19 protein-coding genes are annotated in these 25,351 nt (G+C 47.2%); 11 read left to right on the top strand and 8 right to left on the bottom strand.

The genetic code is table 11. The features are described 5' to 3' along the window. Positions 1–182: 182 nt before the first annotated feature. The 3 genes from GC130_RS22570 to GC130_RS22560 all read left to right on the top strand — a co-directional run bounded on the left by GC130_RS22570 (position 183) and on the right by GC130_RS22560 (position 1,816). Positions 183–689, top strand: coding sequence for a hypothetical protein (locus tag GC130_RS22570; RefSeq protein ID WP_152000624.1), 507 nt, complete (start codon positions 183–185; stop codon positions 687–689). A 1-nt stretch (position 690) separates the two neighbouring features. Further along, entirely contained in the window at positions 691–1,044 is a 354-nt protein-coding gene (locus tag GC130_RS22565) for a hypothetical protein (protein WP_152000623.1), read from the top strand. Positions 1,045–1,228: 184 nt separating this feature from the next. Beyond that, positions 1,229–1,816 (top strand): hypothetical protein, encoded by a 588-nt coding sequence (locus GC130_RS22560; RefSeq protein WP_152000622.1) that lies wholly within the window; start codon positions 1,229–1,231, stop codon positions 1,814–1,816. A gap of 92 nt (positions 1,817–1,908) precedes the next feature. Here the strand turns inward: GC130_RS22560 and GC130_RS22555 are convergent, their stop codons facing one another. Together GC130_RS22555 and GC130_RS28970 are read right to left on the bottom strand one after the other, a co-directional pair. Further along, complete coding sequence (locus tag GC130_RS22555; RefSeq protein ID WP_226940588.1) at positions 1,909–2,916, bottom strand: reverse transcriptase domain-containing protein; 1,008 nt, start codon at positions 2,914–2,916, stop codon at positions 1,909–1,911. After that, the gene (locus GC130_RS28970; protein WP_226940587.1) at positions 2,891–3,169 is read right to left on the bottom strand and encodes a hypothetical protein; all 279 of its coding nucleotides are present in this window, start codon (positions 3,167–3,169) and stop codon (positions 2,891–2,893) included. The genes GC130_RS22555 and GC130_RS28970 overlap by 26 nt, the downstream gene beginning before the upstream one ends. Positions 3,170–3,907: 738 nt before the next feature. On the opposite strand from GC130_RS28970, the gene GC130_RS22550 reads away from it, so the two are divergent. After that, the gene (locus GC130_RS22550) at positions 3,908–4,639 is read left to right on the top strand and encodes an ankyrin repeat domain-containing protein (RefSeq protein ID WP_152000621.1); all 732 of its coding nucleotides are present in this window, start codon (positions 3,908–3,910) and stop codon (positions 4,637–4,639) included. 1,077 nt (positions 4,640–5,716) lie between these two features. On the opposite strand, the gene GC130_RS22545 is transcribed toward GC130_RS22550, so the two are convergent. Then, positions 5,717–6,487, bottom strand: coding sequence for a family 16 glycosylhydrolase (locus GC130_RS22545; protein ID WP_152000620.1), 771 nt, complete (start codon positions 6,485–6,487; stop codon positions 5,717–5,719). Between the two features lie 235 nt (positions 6,488–6,722). Between GC130_RS22545 and GC130_RS22540 the strand changes: the two genes are divergently transcribed. From GC130_RS22540 to GC130_RS22530, 4 genes are all read left to right on the top strand, one after another. After that, on the top strand, positions 6,723–7,850 hold the full coding sequence (locus GC130_RS22540; RefSeq protein WP_152000619.1) for an exo-alpha-sialidase: 1,128 nt from the start codon (positions 6,723–6,725) through the stop codon (positions 7,848–7,850). Between the two features lie 271 nt (positions 7,851–8,121). Continuing rightward, a complete protein-coding gene (locus GC130_RS22535; RefSeq protein ID WP_226940586.1) occupies positions 8,122–9,240 on the top strand; it encodes a biopolymer transporter TolR in 1,119 nt (372 codons plus the stop codon). Between the two features lie 102 nt (positions 9,241–9,342). Further along, on the top strand, positions 9,343–9,639 hold the full coding sequence (locus tag GC130_RS28965) for a hypothetical protein (RefSeq protein ID WP_226940585.1): 297 nt from the start codon (positions 9,343–9,345) through the stop codon (positions 9,637–9,639). Between the two features lie 27 nt (positions 9,640–9,666). After that, positions 9,667–10,752, top strand: coding sequence for an amidohydrolase family protein (locus tag GC130_RS22530; RefSeq protein ID WP_152000618.1), 1,086 nt, complete (start codon positions 9,667–9,669; stop codon positions 10,750–10,752). A 79-nt stretch (positions 10,753–10,831) separates the two neighbouring features. Here the strand turns inward: GC130_RS22530 and GC130_RS22525 are convergent, their stop codons facing one another. Genes GC130_RS22525 through GC130_RS22515 form a run of 3 tightly spaced genes read right to left on the bottom strand, consistent with a single transcriptional unit; the run spans position 10,832 to position 13,738 of the window. Then, positions 10,832–12,277, bottom strand: coding sequence for an NAD(P)(+) transhydrogenase (Re/Si-specific) subunit beta (locus GC130_RS22525; RefSeq protein WP_226940584.1), 1,446 nt, complete (start codon positions 12,275–12,277; stop codon positions 10,832–10,834). A gap of 7 nt (positions 12,278–12,284) precedes the next feature. After that, positions 12,285–12,599, bottom strand: a complete 315-nt coding sequence (locus GC130_RS22520; protein WP_152000617.1) for an NAD(P) transhydrogenase subunit alpha — start codon at positions 12,597–12,599, stop codon at positions 12,285–12,287. Beyond that, positions 12,599–13,738: a Re/Si-specific NAD(P)(+) transhydrogenase subunit alpha gene (locus GC130_RS22515; protein ID WP_152000616.1), complete on the bottom strand. Its 1,140-nt coding sequence runs from the start codon at positions 13,736–13,738 to the stop codon at positions 12,599–12,601. The genes GC130_RS22520 and GC130_RS22515 overlap by 1 nt, the downstream gene beginning before the upstream one ends. A gap of 450 nt (positions 13,739–14,188) precedes the next feature. Here GC130_RS22515 and GC130_RS22510 point away from each other — a divergent pair, with 450 nt between their 5' ends. The 3 genes from GC130_RS22510 (at position 14,189) to GC130_RS22500 (ending at position 17,877) form a co-directional block, all read left to right on the top strand. After that, a complete protein-coding gene (locus GC130_RS22510; RefSeq protein WP_152000615.1) occupies positions 14,189–16,693 on the top strand; it encodes a cation-translocating P-type ATPase in 2,505 nt (834 codons plus the stop codon). A 112-nt stretch (positions 16,694–16,805) separates the two neighbouring features. After that, complete coding sequence (locus tag GC130_RS22505) at positions 16,806–17,198, top strand: DUF302 domain-containing protein (protein WP_152000614.1); 393 nt, start codon at positions 16,806–16,808, stop codon at positions 17,196–17,198. A gap of 52 nt (positions 17,199–17,250) precedes the next feature. Next, positions 17,251–17,877, top strand: a complete 627-nt coding sequence (locus GC130_RS22500; protein ID WP_152000613.1) for a hypothetical protein — start codon at positions 17,251–17,253, stop codon at positions 17,875–17,877. Here the strand turns inward: GC130_RS22500 and GC130_RS22495 are convergent. After that, on the bottom strand, positions 17,874–20,150 hold the full coding sequence (locus GC130_RS22495; protein ID WP_370455822.1) for a BamA/TamA family outer membrane protein: 2,277 nt from the start codon (positions 20,148–20,150) through the stop codon (positions 17,874–17,876). The genes GC130_RS22500 and GC130_RS22495 overlap by 4 nt on opposite strands. A gap of 7 nt (positions 20,151–20,157) precedes the next feature. Then, complete coding sequence (locus tag GC130_RS22490; protein ID WP_152000612.1) at positions 20,158–25,179, bottom strand: translocation/assembly module TamB; 5,022 nt, start codon at positions 25,177–25,179, stop codon at positions 20,158–20,160. Positions 25,180–25,351: the final 172 nt, after the last annotated feature.

Raw genomic sequence — 25,351 nt, 5'->3', positions numbered from 1 at the left:
ATGCTCAAAGCCTAAATATCAATTTTACCCACTTCGTTAATCTTCAGGCTATGATGCAAAGCCGTAGAATTAGACCTGAAAGAACCCAGGCCGCACTTTTTTATTGCCGAAAATAGCCAAACTCAAGTAACACGCACTAGTGCGTGTTACAAGTGTTGTGCTTCATAATCTTCTAGACGTAATTGAACGCAGACTTAACATATCCACCTGAATCCGGAGCTTTTGATGAGGTTCATTTTGAAAGACCTAGTGTCTGGAACTCGCAAATATTTTCTTGGGTCAAGTTCGAGGATACTCAATTTCAAGACTGGTACGGATCATTTAGAGGAGCTCCTCTAGGACATCTGGCACTTTCGCCACAAACTGGACTGGCAATCATTCCGACTGAGGACGGCACCTACTTGATCGACGTGAGCAGCAGAAAGTTGATAAGGTTTTATGGAGTCGAATACCAAATTCAAAGTGTTATCTTATCTCCTGACGGAAGTACATTTGTGCTTAGTAGTTACCGTGAACTATATCGAATGTCGGACACCTTCGACTTGATTAAAATTATAACTCAGTCCAACATGGACTTGGCCAAACTTCTCCGAGTGAATGGAAATGGAATTGAATTTGAATTTGAGGAAATTGGCGATTGGATTCGGAAGCAAGGGACTATCGATACTTTGACCTGGACGATTAAATAAAATGCGCAATCAACCTATTGCCTCGATATCGCAGGGACAACTCGACTTCCTGATAAAGCGAGAGTTTCCAGAGCTGTCTGAGATTGTATCCAATAAGCTAAAGTTTGTTGCAAGCGACACTGAATCTGGACGGCGAAGAATTTCCGTAGCTATTCTTAAACTAGCCAATCGAGACTTCGGAAAGCTGGACACCCTAATTGAAAAAGCAAACTTCGATTTTAGAGATGTCGTTTCTCAAGCAGAGTATCCGACAAACTCCCTCCGAGGTTTTGACGATCGAACACTCGAGCAGGAAATGTCGGAGCACAGAGCTGACTGGGAAGATTATGCCGGTTGGCTAAGCAAAACGGAATAAAAGAAGCACAACACAGCGGTAAAAATGAATGTGGGCTTCACCAGATGTCATAGGGCAGTTGGCTTGGATTGTCCGCCACAAATTATAATTTTATCATCGGCGTGCCTGCCTGTCGGCAGACAGGGCTAAGATGTAGTGGAAGCGGAGCTGCATAAAACTCCCACACTCATTTTACCTAGGCGTTGTGGAGCATGACCTACAGGACGTGAAAGAAATTCAACTGCTTTATAATAGACATACTGAGGCTCCTTTTCCGGCCACACAAGGACTCGAGGTCATGGGCATTGATTTGGCTCTCATCGACTCAGACTCAGCCGGTCTCATAGCGAAGTTTCTAAGCCAAAAAGGACACCTAAGCCAAGATGATTTCCGAATTCTTCATCACTGCTTCTCTGACCTGAAGGTTGTGGTTAAAGAGCTTGAGAGCGAACCACGACTTTACTTCTCTAATCTTCTAAACATAGTTGGACAGATAATCGGATTCGAAAACACTGGACGCTCGACGGAAGACTTCAAGCCGGAATGGGAGACTAAGTTTCAAAGAATTCGCCAGATACTTAATGACTGGGATCCGATAGGGGTAGCGGATATGGTGGATGATGAGTACGATACGATGACCTTCAGAACTTTGGCGGTCATCATGAACGACAAGCCACAAGAAAATATCTATTTTGTTCTAAAGGACTATACTAAAAACGCAATGGAAATGTCCGTAGACGAGGAAACCTTGCGAAGAATTACTGGCAGCATCTGGGACTTGCGGAATAGATGAAAGCTCCACAATCGAGTAGACGGCCGATGAGCGGTTAAGCTCACCGGTGCGCCTCTCACACCACCGTACGTACGGGTCTCGTATACGGCGGTTCATTGAATCCTAGGTTGTGATTTTGAGTAATGGTCGAGCATACTTTCATATCCTTTTCTTCTCAGTCGTGACAGGGTAATTGTAGTTCCTAGGATAGGGCTTTGAGCTACTGCCCAGCCTCCCATTCTAGTCCTGCTCCAGGCATATGCCTGACCCTGAGACACTCCCAGTCTAATTAGGTTTTTACGCTTTCGCTCTGGCTTTTTCCAGTCGTGCCATATGCAGTATCTGAGTCGGTTCCTTAACCATTCATCAAGCTGTTTGAGTTTGGCTTGAATACTTGCCAGTCGGTAGTTATTCACCCATCCCATCCACACTTTTCTGAGCTTATAAAGGCGTTCTTCGAAACTGTACGGTAGCGTTTTCTTGGTGATAGCCTTGAGTTTCCGCTTCAAGTTGTCCCAGCTATTTTGCTTCACTACTAGTTGGTACTTGCCTTTTTCCTCTTTCTTGTAAGTGGGCACAAAGCTGTGCCCGAGCAACTCAAAGTTGTTGGGCCTTCTGATACCGCTCTTTTCCTTGTTGATGGGCAAGTCCAGTCTGTTCTTGAGGAACAGATAGACTTCATTGCCTATCTTTCGGGCTTCTGCTTTTGACTTGGTATAAATACTAAAGTCATTAGCATAACGAACATATTTCAAGCCTTTACTTTTGAGATACTTGTCCAGCTCATCCAATAATATATTGGACAATAACGGACTAAGAGGACTTCCCTGTGGCATCCCTTTTCTGCGTTTGTGCAACTTTCCGTTGATCTGGATCGGTGCACGTAGCCATTTTCGGATTAACCATAAGGTTGTCTGACATTTTACCCTGTTGTAGATCATCTGTAGCAATTTGTAGTGTTGCACTTCATCGAAAAACCCTTTCAGATCAACATCCACAATATCCTGATAGCCATCATTGATGTTTCTCAAGGCTTGTTTTACTGCTCCGTGTAGGTTCTTTCCCGGCCGGAAGCCATAGCTCTCTTCTTCGAATTCAAGGCGGTTCGCCGCTGCGATCAAATCGTGTTGCTAGTTGTTGGCTAACGGCCTGTTGAAGCCACCTGTCTACTACAATGGGGACTCCCAGCAGTCTGGTCTTTCCATTACTCTTGGGTATCTCTACCGCACCGGCGGACCGCCCTCTGATAGCTTGTGGTACATACTTCCTGTTCAGGATTGAGGTGAGAACAGCTTTGCGGTTTCCGTCAATGTATGACTTCAATTCGCTTATCTGCATCCCATCCACTCCTGCTGCTCCTTTATTCCCTACCACTTGACGGTAGGCTTTATAGAGGTTTTTAGGTTGTAGTACTTTTTCTATCATCTTTCCTCTTCCCTGTCCGCTTAAGGTTAGGCTATCCCGGCGTAACCGACATTCCTATCCGAATTAGGACACAATTCAATGTTCAGTCCTTCCCGGTCTTGTGAGGCCTCTCCGGCTTTCGGAGCTCGTTTCCCAATCGGTACTATGACCTCGGCTGACTTCTCAAGCTCCAATCTTTGGAGTCAGAGATCTCCCCAGGTAAGGGCATATTCCTTCACCCAATATCCACTGGATCTACTGCACAAGTACCAAAATGGCAAGCCATCCTTTGGACGTCAGTATGGTGTGGTACCTCATCCGACTTGTACAGCCTCTGTATCCAGTTCCTGTTCGTTGGAACCAGGTTTTGCAGGCTCGCTTCCTTCACTCCGTGCCTCACGGCATACGAGCTTGCGACTTGCTAGTGCTTCGGGGTACGAATCCGTGCACAAGGGATCGTTCCACGCCGGTTACACCCTCTGGAATAATTTGGTATCTTAGATACCAGATGCCCATGCTGGGCACACACAAATGCTATGAATGAATGGGGTTTCATCGGTCAGGATAGTTTGGTGAGGATTGGAAAGTCCGCTACAAGTTTTAAATTTAAATCAAGGCGTGGCTATGTGCGAGAGGAAAGGTTAGTGCTTTCTAATCCCCACTCATCATAGCTGTGCGTAAGCATTAATAAATCTTCAGAACGCAACTATGAAAAAGGTAATACTGATCCTTCTTATAGCTTTCCCAACCTTTGTTTTTTCCCAACCTGTTTTCAAAGCACTTGAGCAAAAGAATCACTCGGAACTTGAACGGCTCTTAGTGAATGGTGAAAAAACAGACCAGTTCAATGACAAAGGTCTGACGCCTCTTTGGATGGCTGTTTTTCGCAATGACACAATCGCTCTAAACATTCTTTTGAAAAACGGTGCAGACGTTAACTTTCTTGCAAAAAATGGCATGCATCCAATAATGATTGGCTCCGGAGCAAATTCTTTTGAGGCTGTTAAGATCTTGCTTGACAATGGAGTCGATGTGAATTGGAGATCCAGTGCCACATCCAACCAACAACCTATAAGATTTGCCTCAAAAACAGGGTCCGTAGAATTTATAAAAATGCTATTAGAGTATGGTGCGGATATTGAATCTTCAGCAGATGACGGTGTAACCCCTCTATTGGCAGCTGTTTATAGTAATAACATTGAACTTGCTAAATTCTATTTCGAACAAGGAGTAAAAGTTGACTATGTAGCTAGAGACGGGGAGTGCATATCCCATGAAGCCATTAAAACTAAGAACCCAATGATGGTTAAACTTGCACTTGAATATAATGCTCCGCTCAACTACAAAGACCCAAAAGGTAAAACAACATTGCAACTCGCCAAGGAGTCTGGAGACGCTGAAATCAAATCAATGATAGAAGAAGCCCTGAAGGAAAGATAATGCTAACACAGCGCTTCCATGAATGGCGGCGTCATCAGTTTTCAATCATTTGCTAGCTTGGAATCTCCGCCACAAAAGTTAAATTTATAATCGCCCTACCTTCGCTAAAGCTGCGGCTGGCAAGGCGTGGCTATGAAGTAGTTGAAGCGGAGCGGCATAAAACTCCCCCACTCATTTTACCGAGGTTACACACAAATCACCTGCGTGCGAACATTCTTATTCATACTTTTTAGCATAGTTTGCTTCAAAGCACCTGGACAATGCATTGAAAAAGAATTTGTTGGCCCAAGTCATAAATTTGCATACCTGCTTAGGTTGGCCACAGACACTACACACAATAGCCGAATCGAACAAGATTTCTTCTGCGCATATCCAAATTCGGTTGGCGAACTAAATGCGATATTTGGTGCTGACCAGCAAACAGGAATGCTTCCTTTAAACGGCGTCCATGATCGATTGAAAATCATCTTCTTTTTCTACCATCTTAGGACAATTGACAAGTCTGCATATTATAAAAAATACATAGACCTATGTGTGGACGGCGAGTGGCAAAATACTGACGACGTCGACGGATTTGGTCTCCTAAACAAACTTTTGGCAGACCCTTCGATGGTTGTGACGGAATTAGAGACACGTACGGATTCAGACATTCTAAATGTGTTTAGGCTATTGTTGAGTTGCACCAATGAGAAGGGTTTGAATACGAAATATACTGAGATTAACGAGGTACTAGCGAGGAACTCTCCTGCTTTAATGGCCCCATTGCACAAAGCTTATAATGAAATTCAGACATCGACGCCTTGGCAGAGGGACTAAGTGTGTGTAACAAGCCGCTAACAATGAATGGTGGTTTCATCAGTTTTCAATCATTTGCTGGCTTGGATTCTGCGCCACAAAGTATAATTTTATCATCGCCCTACCTTCGCTAAAGCTACGGCGGGCAAGGCGTGGCTAAGTGCCAGTAGAAGCGGAGCTGCATAAAACTCCCACATTCATTTTTGGCAGGCGTTAGGGAGAATATGGCCAAAGATTTTTAATACCGTAGCAGCTCCATAAATGCCATTTTGGTTTGAAAGATCACTCGCAGGCTTTATAGACCCTGACATAATCTACCTCAAATTGATCAGGCAGGTCTGCATCGGACCCCTCATAATCTGTCGCTGCAAACATCTGAAAAACGATCCTCATGGGGTGATCAAACGGCCATTTCCTCCAGTTGTTGCTAAACTTGTTGAAAGTCCAGTAATGGCTCCCATCTATATAAAACTCCAAACGGTCTCTGTACCATTCCAGTCCATAAATATGAAATTGTTCGGTAGCATCTGGAAGAGAAACTGAAGTTGAATGCTTTTCTCTATTCCTGCCATTCTTCCAATTCGAATTCTTGGTGTGAATATTTGTATAAACGTCAGGAGCATTGTACCCCCAGTACTCCAAAATATCGATCTCCCCACAATTCGGCCATTCTCCGTATTCATCATACGACCCCAACATCCAAAATGCAGGCCAGGCTCTATTAGCAGTTGGGAGCTTTGCTCTGCACTCTATTTTTCCGTATTGATAATAGTCAACAGAGGCGATATCGGATCCGGTGTAGGCATATCCCTCATAATCTTCTTTGTGAAGTTCCATGATGAGCAAGCCATTTTCTACTCTAACATTTTTCTGGCGATCTGTTCTGTAGGTGATACCATTTGGTGCTACTGAGATTTCCCAGACTGCTTGATCTAAGGAATCAAATTCATCCTCAAAAACCAGGCACCAGTCCTCCACCGAAGGGTCGGGCTCTTCTTCTTTGCAAGAAACCAAGGCGCAAAGAACAATTAGAAAGGTTAACCGCCTGATCATAGCATGTAATTTACAACCAAAATACAAAAACCATTAAAACTAAAGCTACACGGTAAAAATGAATGCATGCCTTATTGGCAATCTGGTGGCAGTTGGCTTGGATTGTGCGCTACATAGTTTAAATTTAGTCACGGCCCCGCCCGAACCACGTTCAGTGCATAGGGTCAAACGCCAGTGGAAACAGCGCTGCACCTAGCTCACTTCACGAACCATACATTCAAACGATCTTAGCACAATGAAAGGACTGCTTACCCTACTTTTTTCAGCGGCGTCACTCATAGTTTACCCTCAAACTGAGCGGGTGCAAACTAAAAATGAAGCCGTTGATTTTAAGGATTTGTTTAATGCGACCAAGCGGGCCGGGGTAGCATGCTACAGGATTCCGGCAATTATTACTGCTCCAAATGGAGATTTGATTGCTGCTATTGATGAAAGGGTGCCCTCCTGCGGCGACTTAAAATTGAGCAGGGACATAAATATAGTTATACGAAGGAGCGCTGACGGTGGCGATTCCTGGTCTGAGATTGAAACTGTGGTTGATTACCCTTTGGGTAAATCAGCCTCAGATCCATCAATGATCGTTGATAAAGTCACAGGTGCAATTTTCATGTTCTTTAATTTCATGGATTTAGACCATGAAAAAGATGTGTATTATCTGAAAGTAATTAAAAGTATAAATAATGGGCAAACGTGGAGTTCGCCTGTCGATATCACCTCACAAATTACAAAACCGGAATGGCACAATGATTTTAAGTTCATTACTTCCGGAAGGGGTATACAAGCCAGTAGTGGTAAATTATTACACACCCTGGTGGATTTAGAAAAAGGCCTTCATCTTTTTGGAAGCGACGATCACGGTGAAAGTTGGTATTTAATTGACTCCCCAATTATACCAGGTGATGAATCCAAAATAATCGAGCTTACCGACGGCACATGGATGATAAATAGTCGTGTAAATAGTGGGGGATTTAGGTTTGTTCATGCCTCATCCGATGAAGGGGCAACATGGCTCTCTAAACCCGACTCATCGCTTATCGATCCGGGCTGCAACGCCAGCATTATCAGGTATACTTCGATTAATGAAGGGGCTGACAAAAACAGAATACTGTTTTCAAATGCAAAAATGAAAGACGAACGAAGCAATATGACCATAAGAATAAGCTATGATGAAGGAAAGAGTTGGACAGATGGGAAAACCATTTATCATGGAGGTTCGGCTTATTCTTCAATGACCATACTTCCAAATGGTGATATTGGTTTATTTTTTGAAAAAGATGATTACCAGGAAAATGTGTTTGTCCGGCTCACATTGGAATGGTTAACCGACGGCAAGGACAAATACAAAATACCTCAACCTGAATAACCTGCGGTAACAGATCGGTTGACTGCGCGCCCTGCCCCCCGCTCGCCCATCCTGGTCTTACTCCTGGCCCTTCCTCCCGTCAATAATTTTGACTACATTTAATTGTTCAGCGGCCACACAAGGCGCTGTTTAAGTTTATGGTGGAACTTACCCGTGTGGCGTTCACAACGCCGTCCTCGGGAAGTTGTTTTTTATACTCACTTGTCAAATCCGTCGGCAGTTCAGACGTTGGATTATCTATCTTTTTACTTCAGTGATTAACAACACCATTATGAAATGTAACACACCACTATTGAACCTTTGCGGCACTTTCATCTTTGTGCTATTCCTTTACTCCGCCATGGCGCAGCCTGCTGCACTCGGAGTGTTCACCAACAACGTAGATGTAGGCGCCACAAAAACAGCCGGAAAAACCACCTATGACCCCGACAAACAGTCATATGCCATTTCGGGCTCAGGGCAAAATATATGGGGCCAGAAGGATGAGTTTCAGTATGCCTACCGCAAAATGACAGGCGATTTTATCCTCAGGGCAAACGTAGCATTTGTTGGTGAGGGTGTTGACCCACACAGGAAAATCGGCTGGATGGTAAGGCATAGCCTCGAAGTGAACTCCCCTTGTGTGTCGGCAGCTGTGCATGGCGATGGACTTGTGTCGTTGCAGTTCCGTGAAAATCCACAGTCGGACATGGACCAGAAGGCGTTCGTCATGACCCATGCTGATGTCATTCAATTGGAACGAAGAGGGGACACCTTCATCATGTCGGCAGCTAAAATGGGAGAGCGGTTTTTTGAGGAGCAGGTATCGGGCATCGAGCTGGGCAAAAAGGTGTATATTGGTCTGTCGGTGTGTGCCCACAACCCCGACGTGGTTGAAACAGCCACATTCAAAAATGTGCGGTTGATTGTTCCGCCAAAGCCAGACTATGTGCCCTACAGAGATTATATCGGTAGTCATATTGAGCTGATGGACATCGCCACGGGCGATCGGAAAATCGTTTTCAGCGCAGATAATTCCTGGCAGGCACCCAACTGGATGGTAGACAATAATGTCTTTACGGTTAATTCCGATGGATTGCTCTATGATTTTGATTTGAGAACGGGAAAGCCAACAAAACTGGAAACTGGCGCTGCTGTCAGAAACAACAACGACCATGTGCTGTCATTTGATGGAAAGCAAATGGGAATCAGCAGCGCCCCACCGGAAGACGGGCATTCGATTATTTTCACCATGCCCAGAAAGGGCGGCAATCCGAAACGGCTCACCCCAAATGGCCCCTCCTACCTTCATGGCTGGTCGCCAAATGCCAAAGAGCTGGTATACACTGCCGTGCGTGACAAAACATGGAATATCTTCAAAATACCTGCTTCAGGAGGCCAGGAAGTGTAGCTTACCAAAACTCCTGGGCTTGACGACGGGCCTGAATACACCCCGGATGGGAAATACATTTACTTCAACTCCAATCGGACTGGCATAGGCCAGATTTGGCGCATGAAGCCCGACGGAAGCAATCCGGAGCAGGTCACGTTCGACGAGCTGAACGATTGGTTTCCACACATTTCTCCCGACGGCAAATGGATCGTTTTCATTTCCTTCCCAAGAACGGTGGACTCAGGACAGCACCCGTTTTATAAGCACTGCTATATCCGGCTAATGCCGATTACCGGGGGTGAGCCAAAAATTATTGGCTATATTTATGGAGGCCAGGGCTCTATGAATGTGCCGAACTGGTCACCCGACTGGAAACGCATCGCCTTCGTGAGCAACAGCGCTTTCCTGAACTACTAACCAATAATTAATCTGTGTCCAATGTATATGAAAAACGTAGTTTCTTATCTCTTCCTTCTCTTCATCCTTGGGGCTTGTAGCCCCGCCAAGGAAAAGACTGGCACGAGTCAGGCAGAGGCAATCGAACAGCAAACGATACGAAAAATAGATGTGCATGCGCACTACCGCTATCCCCGACCCTACCTTTCCTCCTTTTTTCAGGACTGGAACATGCAGGCAGTGCTGGTGGATGTGGCTCATGAGGATTCTGCTGGCGTCCAGCGCAGCTGGGAAGAGTATGTAGACATGAACATTGAAAACCCAGAGATATTCTATCTATGCAGTTCCCTGGTGGGTGTGGGGATTGATGACCCAGACTTTGCCGCCAAAAACATTGAACGGCTGAAAAACGAGATTGCCACCGGAGCCAGAATGGTGAAGGTGTGGAAGAACTTTGGTATGGTGACGAAAGACGCTGCTGGCAATTTTATCCAGATTGATGATGCCCGCCTGCAGCCTGTTTGGGATTTTCTAAAGGAAAACGGCATCCCCGTGATGGCCCATATAGGTGAGCCAGTGCAGGCCTGGCGGCCGTTGGACGATCCAATGAATCCGCACTACGAGTACTACAAAAACAATCCGCAATACCATGCGTTCGCCCATCCTGAGATCCCAAGCTATGAAACCATCATTGCTGCCCGTGACCGGTGGATTGAAGCTAATCCGGATTTGCCCATTTTGTGCGCCCACATGGGCAGCATGTCGCACAGTGTGGACATGGTGGCCGAGCGCCTGGACAAGTACCCCAACATGATGGTAGAGCCTGCGGCCCGGTTTGGCGACCTGGCCAGCCAGAACAGCGACAAGGTGAAGGCCTTCTATGTGAAGTACCAGGACAGGATCATGTTCGGCACCGACTTTGGGAATTACGATCCGGCAGAGGGCTGGACAGCCGAACAACTCGACGCTGAGCAGAAAGACCTCGATGCCACTTACAACGACCTATGGCGGTACCTAAGCACCACCGATTCGCTGGTCATCAGGAAGCAGCATACCAGAGGCCTGGGCCTGCCCAGGGAAGTATTAGAAAAGGTTTACTTTCAAAATGCAAGTAATTTCCTGGGGCTTGAATAAATAGCACTGCATCAGGCTCTCTTTTGGAACCAAGGACACCTGTGATGGCCTTGGCTTAAAAAAACGCCAGCGAGCTTTCCTAATGCAAACTCTTTACCTCGCTGGCAAGCTTCTGCAACGTGTCTTTGGCATTGCCGAACAACAACCTGGTTTTGGGATCAAAAAAGAGTTCGTTTTCGATGCCAGCATAGCCCTTGCCCCTGCCTCGCTTCATCACAATAATGTTTCTGGCAAAATGCGCATTGATGATTGGCATGCCCGCAATGGGGCTGCCGGGATTATTGATGGCGGCCGGATTCACGACGTCGTTGGCACCTATAACCACTACCACATCGGTGTTGGCTATTTCGGTGTTGATGTCATCCATCTCCACCAGCTGGCTGTAGGGCACGTCGGCTTCAGCAAGCAGCACATTCATATGCCCGGGCATGCGGCCGGCCACCGGATGGATGGCGTACTTCACTTGCACACCCTTGTCGGCCAGCAACATATCGAGTTCATGGCAAACATGCTGTGCCTGCGCCACTGCCAGGCCGTAGCCAGGCACAATCACTACGCTTTTAGAGTAAGAAAGCAAAATGGCAGCATCGCTCATGCTGATTTCCTTCATGTCGCCTTCGGGTCCGGTGCCCGCACTTGCCCCTGCTCCACCAAAGGCCCCCAGTATTACATTAAGCAGTGATCGGTTCATGGCATTGCACATGAGCACGGTGAGTATGGTGCCTGCGGCGCCCACCAAAATACCGCCCAGGATCATCGCCTGGTTGCTGTAAATAAACCCAGCCATGGTGGCAGCGATGCCCGTGAGACTGTTGAGTAGAGAAATAACAACGGGCATGTCGGCACCACCAATGGGCATCACGAAAGTGATCCCGTACACCAATGAAATGCCGAGCAGCAGATACAGTGCCCAGCTCAGCTCACCCGCTGTTTGGCCTGACGCCATCATGTAAGCCGACAGCCCGACCACTACAAGCAGCAGAAGCAAGTTCAGGTATTTCATCCAGCCGGAGACGGTGTCGCCAACTTTTCCGTCGAGTTTGCCGTAGGCCAACATGCTACCACTGAAGGCAACACTTCCCACTATCAGCCCCAACAGTGTGGCCAGCGCCGAGCCCACATTGCCCATGTCGGTATTCGGAAACTCCAGCATCGCCACCAGGGCAGAGGCTGCACCACCTGTGGCATTGTAAAACGAAACCATCTGGGGCATTGCCGTCATCTGAATGCGCAGTGCCATCACCCAGCCCAGTACGGTGCCAACTCCCAGCGCCGCCAGAATGATCCATACGTTGGCCAATGGAATAGCCTCTCCCTGGCTGTCTTTGTGCAGCAGCAATGTGGTGACCATGGCCAAAAACATTCCGGCAGCCGCATAGAAATTTCCCTTTCTGGCTGTTTCCGGGTGACTCAGCAGCCTTAAGCCCACCACAAAGAGAAGAGCGGCCAGTAAATAACTTAGTTCGAGCAAAGCCCCGCCCAGGGTGAAATCGACACCATTTAGACTTCCTATTACCTGATCCATAGATGGTTTATTTCTTTTTCTTTTTGAACATCTCCAGCATGCGGTCTGTCACCACGAAACCACCGACCACATTGAGCGTGGCAAAAATGATGGCAAGAATTCCTAAAATCAGCTCCAGCGATACTTTCGACGCATCGGCATGGCCAACGAGGATAATCCCGCCAATAATGATGACACCACTAATGGCATTGGCTCCCGACATGAGCGGGGTATGCAGCACTGATGGCACGTTGGAAATTACTTCAATTCCCAAAAAAACGGACAAGGCGATAATGAAAATGGCCTCTCTATAGGTGAAAAAGAAAACAAATATCTGCTCCATTAAATGTCAATTAGCTCTCCAAAAAGTGATTTTACCCGGCTATTTAAAACTTCCCCTTTGTGGGTGATGCATGTGCCGGCCACAATGTCATCGTCGAAATTGAGATTGAGCGACCCGTCGTCGGCAATCAGCAATTCGAGAAAATTAAAAACGTTCTTTCCATACATCTTGCTGGCATCCACCGGCATTAGCGAGGGATAGTTTGATTGCCCGATGATTTTTACGCCATGATGCACAACGGTCTCATTGTCCTGAGTCAACTCACAATTACCACCACTCGAAGCCGCCAAATCGACAATCACAGACCCCGGCTTCATTCGCTCCACTGCCTCTTTCGGCAGAAGAAGCGGTGCTTTTCTACCTGGAATCTGGGCTGTGCATATCACCACGTTAGCTTTCGCAGCATGGTCGTTGATGGCCTGTTGCTGCTTTTGTTTGAATTCGTCCGTTTGTTCTACCGCATATCCACCTGCTGCAGCGTCTTCCCTGGCCCCTTCCACTTCTACAAACCGGGCCCCAAGGCTCATCACCTCCTCTTTCACGGCCGAGCGCACATCGAAAGCCTGCACCTGAGCACCAAGCTTTCGGGCAATAGCTATCGATTGAAGGCCTGCTACTCCGGCTCCCAGCACCAATACGGTGGCCGGACGGATGGTGCCTGCTGCAGTCATGAACATGGGGAAAAAGTTGGGCAGCTGGCTGGCTCCTTCCAGCACGGCCTTGTAGCCTGAAACAGTAGCCATCGACGAAAGCACATCCATTGCCTGCGCCCTCGACGTCCGGGGTATGGAGTCCATACTAAAGCTGGTAATGCCCCTATCCAGAAAAAGCCTCACCAGTTCTTTATTCCACAGAGGATGGTACTGACTCAGCCAAACCTTATCGCTCCCCAACTGCTCCACCAGCTCGGGCGATGGCTCACCGATTTGCACGAGCAAATCAGATTTAGCCAACACTTCTTCTCGTGAAACTATTTCCGCTCCTGCTTCCTCGTATAATTGATTGGATTGAAATGCCGTTAATCCTGCATCTTTTTCTACAAAAACCCGAACTTTCTGCTGAACCAATTTGGCTGCGATTTCAGGTAAAAAAGCGATTCTCTGTTCATTTCCGCTTTCTTTTAGAAGGCCTACAATCATTGTTTTGCGTTATTAGCTATAGGGTGTACTATTATTCTCAAGGCGAGTGAACCGCATGACTCAAAAAGCCATGCAATCATATCACTCGCCGACTTTCAAGTCACTTTTGCATCACTTACCAGAAGCTACTTACCAGCAAATATGCGGTAAAAAATTCCAAAGTTTTCAGTTATCATTTGGGCACCAGCGCCATGTGCACCCACTTTCCCTATCCCTCAACCTACGATAATAGCTTCAATATGAGTCTTTTGCAATTATTTCGCTCACTTATGACATTGCGCTTCCCTTTACAGACGCAGTTTGACCAGCTACCATGTACAGCAGGCCGCTATTTTCAGAATTCTTTATTCATTTCTGTTTAATGAACCGATTCTTTCCACTACTTTCCTAAACGGCCTTTAAACATCACGTGGCTGATGACACAAGAAACTACTGCGCAACGAACCCTCTATGGCCAGCAATCACTTTAATATTCAAGGTCTTTCGTCTGAAGAAGTTCTCGAAGCCAGGAAAAAGCATGGTGCCAATACACTGAACTACAAAAAGGAGAGCGGCCTTATCGAAGCGCTCAAAAGCATCGCCGCAGAGCCCATGGTTGTGCTGCTGCTGGCTGTGTCCTCCATTTACTTTTTTACCGGCAATCTCGGTGATGGCCTCTTCCTGGCAGCGGCCATTGTGCTGGTAGCGGGCATTTCATTGTACCAGGACTCCCGCAGCCGCAACGCCCTGGAGAAGCTCAAGAACTTTAGCCAGCCCATGTGCAAGGTGATAAGGGGTGGCGAAACGACAGAGATAAAAAGTGAAGAACTGGTGGTGGGCGACAGCCTGATGATTGAAGAGGGCAATACCATTGCCGCAGATGGCATCATCCTACATTCCAATGATTTTTCTGTCAACGAATCGATTCTCACCGGCGAGTCGATGGCGGTATATAAAGATGCAACTAAGGAAGATAACAAGGTTTCGCTGGGCACAACAGTGGCCAGTGGATTGGCCGTTGTCACTGTTACTGCCATTGGCAACGCCACCAACCTCGGCAAAATTGGCAAAAGCCTTGAAGACATCGCCGAGGAAAAAACACCGCTGGAAAAGCAGATAGCAAACTTTGTCAAGAAGATGGTGCTGATCGGCGCCATTGTCTTTCTGATTGTATGGGCCATCAATTATTTCCAGTCTTACAATGTGCTGGACAGTCTGTTGAAGGCGCTGACACTTGCAATGAGCATTTTGCCGGAAGAAATACCCGTGGCCTTCACCACGTTCATGGCCCTTGGTGCCTGGCGACTGATGAAGCTGGGCATAGTGGTGAAGCAGATGAAAACTGTGGAGACACTGGGCAGCGCCACGGTGATTTGCACTGATAAAACCGGCACGCTAACCGAGAACAAAATGAGCCTGGCCAGGCTATTTGTGCTGTCTTCGCAGGACATAGTGGATGCCAGTCAGCCGCTTTCAGCAGACGCTCAGTCTCTTGTCCGGTTGGCCATGTGGGCCAGCGAACCCATCCCTTTCGACCCCATGGAAGTGGCGTTGCACGAAGCCTACGGACAATTTACGGTAGCTGATGAACGACCCGCCTTCAAAATGATTCATGAGTATCCGCTGGGCGGGAAGCCACCGATGATGACGCATATTTTTGAGGACGACAAAGGTACCCGCATCGTTGCAGCCAAAGGAGCCCCCGAAGCGATGATTGCCGTATCTGGCCTATCGACAGGTGAAAAGGAGCAAGTACATGAAGCCATTGACGCCCTGGCAAAGGATGGCTTCAGGGTGTTGGGGGTGGGCGAAGCCAGCTTCAATGGCAACAACTTCCCGGCCACTCAGCAGGAGTTTCCCTTTGCTTTCAAAGGCCTGGTGGCCTTTTACGATCCTCCAAAAAAGAATATTCCGTTAGTACTGGAACAGTTTTACGGCGCAGGCATCAAAGTAAAGATTGTGACTGGCGACAACGCCCTCACCACCGGGGCCATTGCCCGACAGGTGGGCTTCCACGGGTTCGACAAAAGTATGAGCGGCGATGAGTTGATGCAGCTAACGGAAGACGAGCTGAGGGAAAAAGTGGAAGAGGTGCAGGTGTTCACCCGCATGTTCCCCGAGGCCAAGCTGAAAATTATTAACGCCCTGAAGGCGAGGAATGAGATTGTGGCCATGACAGGCGACGGCGTCAACGACGGGCCTGCCTTGAAAGCCGCCCACATTGGCATTGCCATGGGCAAGAAAGGTACAGAAATCGCCAAGCAGGCAGCGTCGCTTATCTTGCTGGAAGACGACCTTTCCAAAATGGTGGAAGCAGTGGCCATGGGACGGAAAATCTATACGAACCTGAAAAAAGCCATCCAGTATATTATTTCCATACATATACCAATCATCCTTACTGTGTTTCTTCCACTGGCTCTGGGCTGGATATATCCCAATATCTTTTCGCCCCTGCACATCATTTTGCTTGAGTTGATCATGGGGCCTACCTGCTCCATCATCTATGAAAATGAGCCTTTGGAGAAAAATACAATGATCCGAAAACCACGACCTTTCAGCAGCACTTTCTTCAATTCGAGGGAGCTTACCACCAGTGTGGTGCAAGGATTAGCAATCACAGCGGGCACTTTGCTCACCTACCAGCTGGCGGTTCATGCAGGAGCCAATGAAGGTGTTACCCGCACCATGGTTTTTGTGGCGCTCATCTCTTCTAATATTTTTCTCACACTGGTTAACAGGTCTTTTTTCTACTCAGTCCTCACTACCTTAAAGTATAAAAACAACCTGGTTCCACTCATTATCGGCGTTACTGTCCTCATTCTAGGGTTGCTTCTTTTTGTGCCTCCGCTTACACGATTCTTTGGTTTTGAGTCCCTTGGGTTGGGGCAGTTAGGCACAAGTGGTGGAGTTGGTTTCCTGTTTGTTATTTGGTTCGAGGTAGTGAAGTGGGGGAAAAGGAGAACGGCTTTAAATTGATAGAGCTTATCCGTATTGTCTGGTGAGTAAAAGCTGATTTTTCTGAATGATATCTCCCGGCTTTTTGTTGAAAGAACAGGAACAATTAACAACACTATTTAATCGCAAAGCCATGAGCTACAGCATAAATAAAATACTAAAGGGTAAAAGCTTCGATGAAGCAACAGAACAAGTGACCGCTGAATTGAAAAAAGAAGGATTTGGGGTGCTGACTGAGATTGACATCAAAGAAACGCTGAAAAAGAAGCTGGATGTAGATTTCAGAAAGTACAAAATTCTGGGTGCTTGCAATCCTCAGTTCGCTTACAAAGCCCTCCAAAGCGAAGAAAAAATCGGCGTTTTTCTCCCTTGCAACGTGGTGGTGCAAGAGCATGCCAACGGAGAAATTGAGGTGTCGGCAGTTGACCCAATCGCTTCCATGGGCTCAGTAAAAAACACAGACCTGGAAGGCATAGCAAAGGAGGTTCAGCAAAAGCTAACGAGGGCAATCAGTAACCTCAATTGATCGCTGACACTCCAAGGCTGCTATTCATGACGAACCGAAACGGTGCAGTTGCATGAAAAACATCAGGCAGGTATGGCACGAGTTGGCCGCAGTGTATTCGCAAAATCAGTTGTTGATTGATAAGCTATGGCAGGAGATTGAAAATGCGTATTCCTCATCTGGTCGGCATTACCACAATTTGACCCATATCGAACATATGGTCAATCAAGCCACCGGGTGTAAGTCGCAAATTGCTGATTTTGATGCACTTTTATTCAGCATTTTCTACCACGACTTTGTGTACAACACTCTAAGGAATGACAACGAGGAGAAAAGTGCTGTGGCCGCAAACGATGCGCTCGTGACGCTGGGAGTACCTGAAGAAAAAATAGCACGATGCGTAAAGCAGATATTGGCGACAAAGGAGCATACTGCCACACAAGACAGCGATACCCAGTACCTACTCGACATTGATCTGGCAATTCTGGGAGAAAGCTCTGAAATCTATCAGACATACGCTAGGGCAGTAAGAAAGGAGTATGCTGTTTACCCCAATTTTGTGTATAGAAAAGGGCGAAGAAAAGTGATCCGACATTTCCTGGACATGGAAAGAATTTTCAAAACTGACGCATTTCATTCGAAGTATGAACTTCAGGCAAAAGCTAATCTTGCACACGAACTAATGGAGCTCAGTAACTAGAAAGGATACCCAATAGCAAAATTGAGTACAGGATTTTTCCAGTCAAATCCAAAGCGCTCTCCCATGGGCAGGTAAGGTTTCTGAATGGGGGCAGCAAGATCGAGTCTGATCACAAAGTTTTGAATATCCAGCCTCACGCCCGTTCCCACGCCAACGCCCAGCTCCCTAATAAAACCGGAAGTGAACTTACCGCCGGGCAATGCCTCATTTTCGTTGGACAGCCACACGTTGCCGGCATCGGCAAAAAGTGCACCTTTCAGGTAGGAATATATGGGAAAACGATACTCCAGGTTGGCTTCCAGCCGGATGTCGCCCGCCTGATCGAAAAACGAACTGGCGTCGTCGGTGTCGGGGTAATACGTTCCAGGCCCGAGCGACCTCACACGGAACGCCCTCACACTGTACGCCCCTCCGGAAAAATACTGTTTGGAAAACGGCAGGGTTACGGAATTACCATAAGGAAAGCCGAAACCAGCAAAGAGTCTCGTCACCAGCTTCTGTGTTTTACTGAGATAAGCGTAATACTGAATATTGATGTCGCTTTTATAATACTGTGCATATTCCAGCCCAAAGAAAGTGTTTTCTTCCTTCGCTGACGTCAATTCATTGAGCAAACCCATCCCATTGCCCGCCATGTCTACGTTGAGTGTCACAAAGAAGGGGTTTCTGATGCCGGAACTTAGCAACTCATTGTAGGTGAATGTGTAGGTCAGGCCACCGATAAATTGCTGGTCGAAACTGCTCTGAAGGAATTCGTTTTCAGCGAGTATGGCTTCAAACTCAGTAGTCGTTTTGGCTAGATTAACTACGTTCACACTGATTGGATTGAGGTCGTGGTATACATACCTGCTGGCGTTCCAACTGTAGCCAAAGGTGCTTGAAACCGACTGAAGCGTGTAAAGGTCACTTCTGTTCAGGTATTCAATCCCTGCGCTTAATTTTGTTTTTGGTACAGCATATTTAAACTTCTCGCTCACCTTCACTGGAAACAATAACCTGGGAAAGAGCAAATCACCTTTCAGGCCAAGCTGGATACTACTCAAACCGGTAGTGGTGCCTTTAATCAGCTGTTGTTCATAGCCTGCCTCGGCTGTCACATTCAGCGTTTCGCCACCCAGAAACAGGTTTCGGTTGCTATGCGTGAGTGATAGCGACGGACCGGCAAAATTATTGGACTTGGTCACACCCTGCAGCTCAGCCCGCAAAGCCCTCCGTTTAAGGGGAGACAGGTAGATGGAGGTGGCCAACCCCCCCAGGGTATCACTGGTATTTTCTTTGTCTGTTTCTTCGTACAGGATGTTCACAAATTTATAACTTCCAATTGATGATAGCCTGCTACTTGTACGTTGCGAGACTGTAGAATTATACCTGTTACCCTTTTCAAGCAATATATAAGGAGCGAGACGCCTGGGCTGGAAAAATATGGTGTCCTGAATGAAGTTAATTGCTGCCAGGGTGACCGTGTCATTATCGGCACCTTCATCCAAGGTGTAATTGGGAAACACATTAATGGAGGTGACTTCGTAGGGAATCACCGACTTATGAGGCACATCTTTCTTCAGCCTGAGGTAAAGATCTACAAGTTTACCTTCGTGGCTATTGGTGTCGGCCTCAAAAATGAGAAAGTCACCATTGAAGTTGTAGTAACCTTTGCTTTTTAAAAATTGGTCTATGTTGTCTCTCTCTGCCTGCAATTGCTCCAAATCGAATCGTATGCCAGGCTTAACAAACTCACTTCGTTTCAAATAGCCGGCAATGTCACTGTAAACTGGAAGCGAACCGCTGTCCAGCTGATAGCTATTGATGATGTAAGGTGTCTTTAACCGCACCGTGTAACTAAACGATCCTCTATTAGTTCCTTTGCCTTCAACGAAAGCAATTTCGCTTCGGAAAAAGCCCCGGTTTTCAAGGCGGTTGTTCATCAGCTCCACCACCCGCAAAGGATTTACGTCGGACATATATACAGGTTCCTGCCCTATTTTTTTATTCAAAACCCGATAATAAAACCCGGGCCGCTCCTTTTTTGCTTTGTAATGCGACAGCAACCCAAGGCGAAAGCCAAGTATTTTTGAATTAGGTTTGGGCGTCATCACAGCCATCAGCTCATCCTGGATCCCACCGAGGCCCTTCACTTTGGTTTCAGCCTTCAAGTCTATCTTCGATCCGGTGTAGAGCAGCTCATCCTCTGGTATAAACTTTTTCACCCGACAGGAGACCATACCTGCTAAAAAGCAAGCAACAAGCAAGACTGATATGTTAGCGATTAACTTCAATTTCCTATTACTTTTCAGCTTTACCTTGTTCAATCTCTTCTTCCATTCCTTCCTCTTTAGCCATTTTTCGCCAGAGTTCTCTGAACTTATTAAACTCTTTGTTATACATCACCGAAATGCCCGTAAGAATAAGCTGTCCGTCAATTACACCCTCGTATTCGTTTTTTCTAAAGCCTTTGAGCCGATATCGTCCATCCTCGGAAAGCAGATATTCGAGGCTGACATTGCCAATAACAGGTGTGGTATCGTCCGTCGTTTGGGCGGTTCCTTCAATATCTACTGCGCTGCCCACCTGCACAATCAGGCGATCGTGGAAAAGTTTCTTCTGGGCATCTATATCAAGCTGGGTTCGGTCTTCCGGAGTTTCCCCCTCATAGTCGGTGTAGCTGTCCAACCCAAAATTGAGGTCGAGGCCTGTCTTACCGACGAGTTTATCCGAAAAATTATTGAGCTGCCCCGACAGCACTTTGTTGACATTCCCTCTGGCGATTGATGCCACACCCCCTCCACTTCCATCAGTACCTGATCCCGGAAAGAATCGGTTAAGCACCAGCAGAGAAAATACCTGCTTATTCAATTCACTTTCCTGGCTGTTCAGCTGCTGCACTCTGCTATACACGTCGCCACCAATGGCTCCCTGATCACTCTCGGGCATATCAAGTGCAAAAGACAGCTGAGGCTGTAATAGTTGCCCGCTTACGTTGAGATAAACGAGGAAAGGTAAGGTTTGCTGGTATTTACTTGCCAGACTACTGCTCTCACCTGATGTGTAGATCGCCATCAAAGGTGCGGCCGAGGTTTCCACATTGTAAATAGCTCTCACATTTAATGAAGCATCCAACGGATCACCCCGCCAGCTAATGGTGCTCTCTGAAGACATTTCAAATCGCTTTTTTACCAGGTTATACAGGCTTGCTTCGTAATGCCCGCTTGCAATAGCATAAGTTCCGGAAAGGGTTGTTCTGCCGGTTGGGTCGAGGCCAACAACCAGGGTTCCGGTACCTGACACCTGAAAATTGTCCCCGGTTTTTTCATCAATAATGAGCTTGAAGACCGCATTTTTTTCAACCGTCAACGTCGTATTCACATCGTAGCCGGTTATCTGAGCCGAGGAAGAACTACCTTCGCTTCGGGTCAGGATATCATCGGGATTTGCTTTGTTTACAAACATCACAACTCCTTCCCTTTCTGCTAAGTCAACTTGTGACTCCGGAACCACCACAGTGAAATCGGTCCCTTCTTTGATGGCGAGCTTTCCCCTGATGACCGGGACTTTCAAGTCGCCTCCAACAGTCAGATCAGCATCCATTTTCACTTTACCGTAAAACAGTTGTTTGTCTCCCTTTGCGGCGTTGACCGGCTGAAAGTTTCTTGCATTGATCGTCAACTGGAACGTCGGATTACCAATATTTTCAGTCAACACTCTCCCGTCCAGCCGGAAAACGTTTTCATCATCATCGACAACTGTGAAATTATCGAGGTACAATCCCGTATTATCAACCTTGAGCGTCTCGTCGGGCAATGTAAAACGGGTGTCTAAACTATTCACAACAAGGCTGGCGGCGTTAAAACGAATAGTGCCGTTGTACTCCGGCGAGGCAGTGGTGCCCGTGATTTTGACTACACCGGCCATGCTTCCGCTGGCTTCGGAAACTGCCTCCTTTGCAAAGCCTTCAATCACGCTTGTTTTGACTTCATTTAGCTTCAAATCGAGATTCATTTTCGCCCCCGCCTCATCAGCCAGATAGTCCCCTGTCAGGTCAAGGTCAGCACTGGCTCCTTTGAGGGCCAGGTTGAAATCATAGCCTCCGCTTCCAATCGATTTAGCGTTGACTACCATGTTGCCGAGGTCGACCTCCATGATATGCAGCTGATCAATCTTGAGACTAGCGAGCATGCCCGTGTTACCAAAAGGATCCTCCACGATGAAATTTCCCGACAGGACCCCCGTAACGAGCGGCTCCTCAGGGTTAAGTGAGCTAAGCAGAGTGGCAAGGCTAAAATTCTTGAAGTCAATTCCAATATGCGCCTTCTCGATGTTGGGCAGGTTGGAGCTAACGGTGAGCGATTGCTGGTTTTTGCTCAATGTGAAATCCTGGAACGTCAGCAGTCTGTTAGCATAGCGTATCTCATTGGTCTCTTCAATCGACCAGGAGCTTTTGTCGAGAACGAAACCCGATGGAACCACATGGTAATTGATGGTGTCGCTCTCAAAACTGATCTCTGATCGCACATGTGCAATCGCCTCCTCTTTATCGAAGCTGTCAAAGTCAAATGTTAGCAGCCTGCTCCTAAGCACTCCGGCTATGGTGGTTCTCTGAATCGCCAGTGGACCAGCTTCCACACCCAGCCAGCCAAAGTCGAAAGTCACGCTGTCTTTCCCGCCTGTAAGGTCGAAACGAAGACTGTCCACTTTGCTCCCGCCATAGGCAATAAGCGGAGCCCGGATCCGTGCCTCCAGTGTACTATTGGCCTCATCAAACGTTGCGGTGATGGTAACGGAATCCATCTGTTCAAGCCCTGGCAGCAGCACTTCGTTCAGCAACGGCGACTGCCGGATCGTTAAGGCCATTTCCATGACGGTATTTCGCAAAACCGTGTCGGTTGCCACTGAATCAGAAAAGTAAGCATTAAGTTGTCTGGTTATGGCAGCTGCCAACAGAGACGGTGAAGTATTCGATTCCATGTTCAGCCTCAAAGAACGACTCGCCACGTGTAAGCTCGTGCTGTCTTCCTTCACCATAGCATCAGCGTTAAAAGCACCCAACGGAAAAGATCTCCCGTCGTAGATAGCAAGACCATCTTCTATGTCCGCTTTAATGCTAAATACATCCGCATTTCCGTCAAAATCAGCCTCCAGCTTAAATCTGGCTCTGATGTCTTCTTTGGTTATACCAAGGGCTAGCAAATCGGCCCCTTTCAAGTCGAGCACCATGTTGACCGTAGATGAAGAAGTATCCAGCTCGATTAGCGCTTTCATCGAAACGTCCAGGTTCTCGTCTTTAAATAAAAGATCAACATCTCCTTTTCCTTCTTTCATGTTGCCAGCCAATGCCAACCCTGAAAAATCGTAGCGATTGAACTCCAATGTTTGAAAGTCAGATTGGAGCGATGCGTTAAGTGACGGCAGGTTTGATCCCGACCCAGCCGCCTCCGCAGTGAAAGTCAGCATGCCTATCTGATCACTTTTCAACAGCTTACCTAGCCGGAGTTCCTTCACGTCAATATCAGCGGCGAATGATAGCCGCTCTTTATTAGAAAACTTACCGTTTACGTTTATTCTACCATCCGGAGTCGTCAGGCTGGCTAATATGGTTGACTCGTCAAGCTCTCCGTTGGCCGTCAGGTCAAGGGTGATTGTTTCCGGCACGGCCACGCCCAGCTCATCTTCCGACATAAATTTAACAACGTCCGTTCTACTTGTTTTGAAAGTAAAAGGTGCCGCTGCAAACTGAAGGTGTTGCACGTCCAGAACATTTTTCAACGCTCCGTTCCATGACAGGGTCGTTTCATCACCCCAGTTGATCAAAGCATCATTAACCTTTAAGTCAGCGAGTGACCCGGTTAGCTGAAAATGGCCGCTTAACTTTTGCTCTGCTAGTGCAACGAGATATTTGTTTTCAGCAAGGATTGGCTGAAAAATGAAGGCGTCGCTTACATTGATACCCATCTCGGCAATGTAGAGATCGAATACTGATGTTTCTGGTGAATTGAGCGCCTCCGCAACGGAAGGATAAGAAACACTTAAGCTACCCTTCACACTGCTTTTGCCTGTTTCGACTTCCAGATTTGCTAACGATAAGGCGTTGTCCTCCACCTTCAAATCAAAAGCGAGTTGCGTCAGGTGTAGGCCACTTGCTTCACTAAAGGAAAGGCTGTTGACTTGCGCCTGCGCCAAACCCGGATGAAGAGCCACATTTGAGGCTTCGAATGCCAAGTCAGCGAAAGCCATGGCGTTGGCATTAAAAGTACCTTCTCTGGAGCGAACCGTATCTACCTGATAAGCAAGCTGATTGTCTGCCAGCGAAATGGATCCCACCGCCACCTGCCAGTCTGGCCATTCAAAAGCCAAAGGGGCTCGAATACCTTCTACCGTATCTGCTGGCTGTGCGATAGGCTGTAGACGTTTGGTGGAAACATATGACAGATCCGACTGCTGGAAAACAATAGTTTCGATATTGATTATGTTGTTGGCCAAATCGATTTCCGGCGCTTCAACTAAAAAGTGACCAATCTGCGCCTCCACGGCTATGGAATCTGGCATTGATACATAGCTGCCCTTCACGTCGTCCAGCGTCAGCTCGTCCACGATTAAAAATGGAAGCACAGACGGTGACCCAGTCGTATCTACAGATTGCGCTAAGGGCTTTACCTGTTTGTACGTTACTTCGGAATGCTCCAACGCAACCGATTCAACATGAAACCTCATTTGGTCTAAGTCAAAATCGTCCATTTCGAGTTGAAGGCCACCGATTTTCAATGATGCCAATATTCCAGAGACCTCATCATCATAGGTAATGTCAAAATCATTGAAAGCAACCGTCCCAACCTCGATATAGAAAGGAGCTCCTTCTTTAGGTGGTTCAGTGGCTGCCTGAGTCGAATCGGGCTCAGCTGCAAATGCAGCTATCAGAAAGTCGAAATTGTAGGCTCCGCTGGGCTCTTTTCTGTTCACCCTGGCAGTAAGCCCCGACCATTCCAGCATTTTCAGGTTGAGGCCATGTCCTTTAACTAGCGGAATCAGCGCTACCGATAGCTCCAGACTCTCGGAATAAAGCAGGGTATCACCCTGCTGGTCTTCAACGTAAAGGCCTTCCAGAAAAGCGTTTCCAGAGAAAGTAATGAAAAGCCGCCGGATATCCACCTTTGCCCCTGTTTTGTCGGCTACCAAATCAAGCGCCTTGCTCACAATGATATCCTGCCCCCAGGGACTTCGGATAAGCAACACGGCAATGATGAAAAGCAACAAGATGCCTCCCAAAATACCCGCTATGATCTTTATGAATTTATTTCTTTTTGTTTCTGGCATATAGTCCAGTCATCCCTGCCTGTGCAAGGCGGCAATGTGGCAAAATCTTGTCTCAGGGTTGGAAGGTGCAATATAACAACGTAAGATATCACCAAACAGCTATTTTCAAACTCAATACGGCAGGGGCATTTTTTGGAAAAAGAAAGTTCAGCAGCCAAGTCGGCTAGCATTA

Origin of the sequence: Imperialibacter sp. EC-SDR9, assembly GCF_902498805.1 — a bacterium.
In the GTDB taxonomy this organism is placed as follows: Bacteria; Bacteroidota; Bacteroidia; order Cytophagales; family Cyclobacteriaceae; genus Imperialibacter.
Note: the sequence above shows the minus strand (reverse complement) of the source record. Positions and strands in the feature narration are given on the sequence as shown.

Coding starts and splice junctions, on each gene's coding strand:
- GC130_RS22545 (WP_152000620.1), bottom strand. CDS start 6,487: ATGATCAGGCGGTTAACCTTTCTAATTGTTCTTTGCGCCTTGGTTTCT.
- GC130_RS28965 (WP_226940585.1), top strand. CDS start 9,343: ATGAAGCCCGACGGAAGCAATCCGGAGCAGGTCACGTTCGACGAGCTG.
- GC130_RS22520 (WP_152000617.1), bottom strand. CDS start 12,599: ATGGAGCAGATATTTGTTTTCTTTTTCACCTATAGAGAGGCCATTTTC.
- GC130_RS22500 (WP_152000613.1), top strand. CDS start 17,251: ATGAAAAACATCAGGCAGGTATGGCACGAGTTGGCCGCAGTGTATTCG.
- GC130_RS22510 (WP_152000615.1), top strand. CDS start 14,189: ATGGCCAGCAATCACTTTAATATTCAAGGTCTTTCGTCTGAAGAAGTT.
- GC130_RS22515 (WP_152000616.1), bottom strand. CDS start 13,738: ATGATTGTAGGCCTTCTAAAAGAAAGCGGAAATGAACAGAGAATCGCT.
- GC130_RS22550 (WP_152000621.1), top strand. CDS start 3,908: ATGAAAAAGGTAATACTGATCCTTCTTATAGCTTTCCCAACCTTTGTT.
- GC130_RS22535 (WP_226940586.1), top strand. CDS start 8,122: ATGAAATGTAACACACCACTATTGAACCTTTGCGGCACTTTCATCTTT.
- GC130_RS22565 (WP_152000623.1), top strand. CDS start 691: ATGCGCAATCAACCTATTGCCTCGATATCGCAGGGACAACTCGACTTC.
- GC130_RS22490 (WP_152000612.1), bottom strand. CDS start 25,179: ATGCCAGAAACAAAAAGAAATAAATTCATAAAGATCATAGCGGGTATT.
- GC130_RS22540 (WP_152000619.1), top strand. CDS start 6,723: ATGAAAGGACTGCTTACCCTACTTTTTTCAGCGGCGTCACTCATAGTT.
- GC130_RS22525 (WP_226940584.1), bottom strand. CDS start 12,277: ATGGATCAGGTAATAGGAAGTCTAAATGGTGTCGATTTCACCCTGGGC.
- GC130_RS22530 (WP_152000618.1), top strand. CDS start 9,667: ATGAAAAACGTAGTTTCTTATCTCTTCCTTCTCTTCATCCTTGGGGCT.
- GC130_RS22505 (WP_152000614.1), top strand. CDS start 16,806: ATGAGCTACAGCATAAATAAAATACTAAAGGGTAAAAGCTTCGATGAA.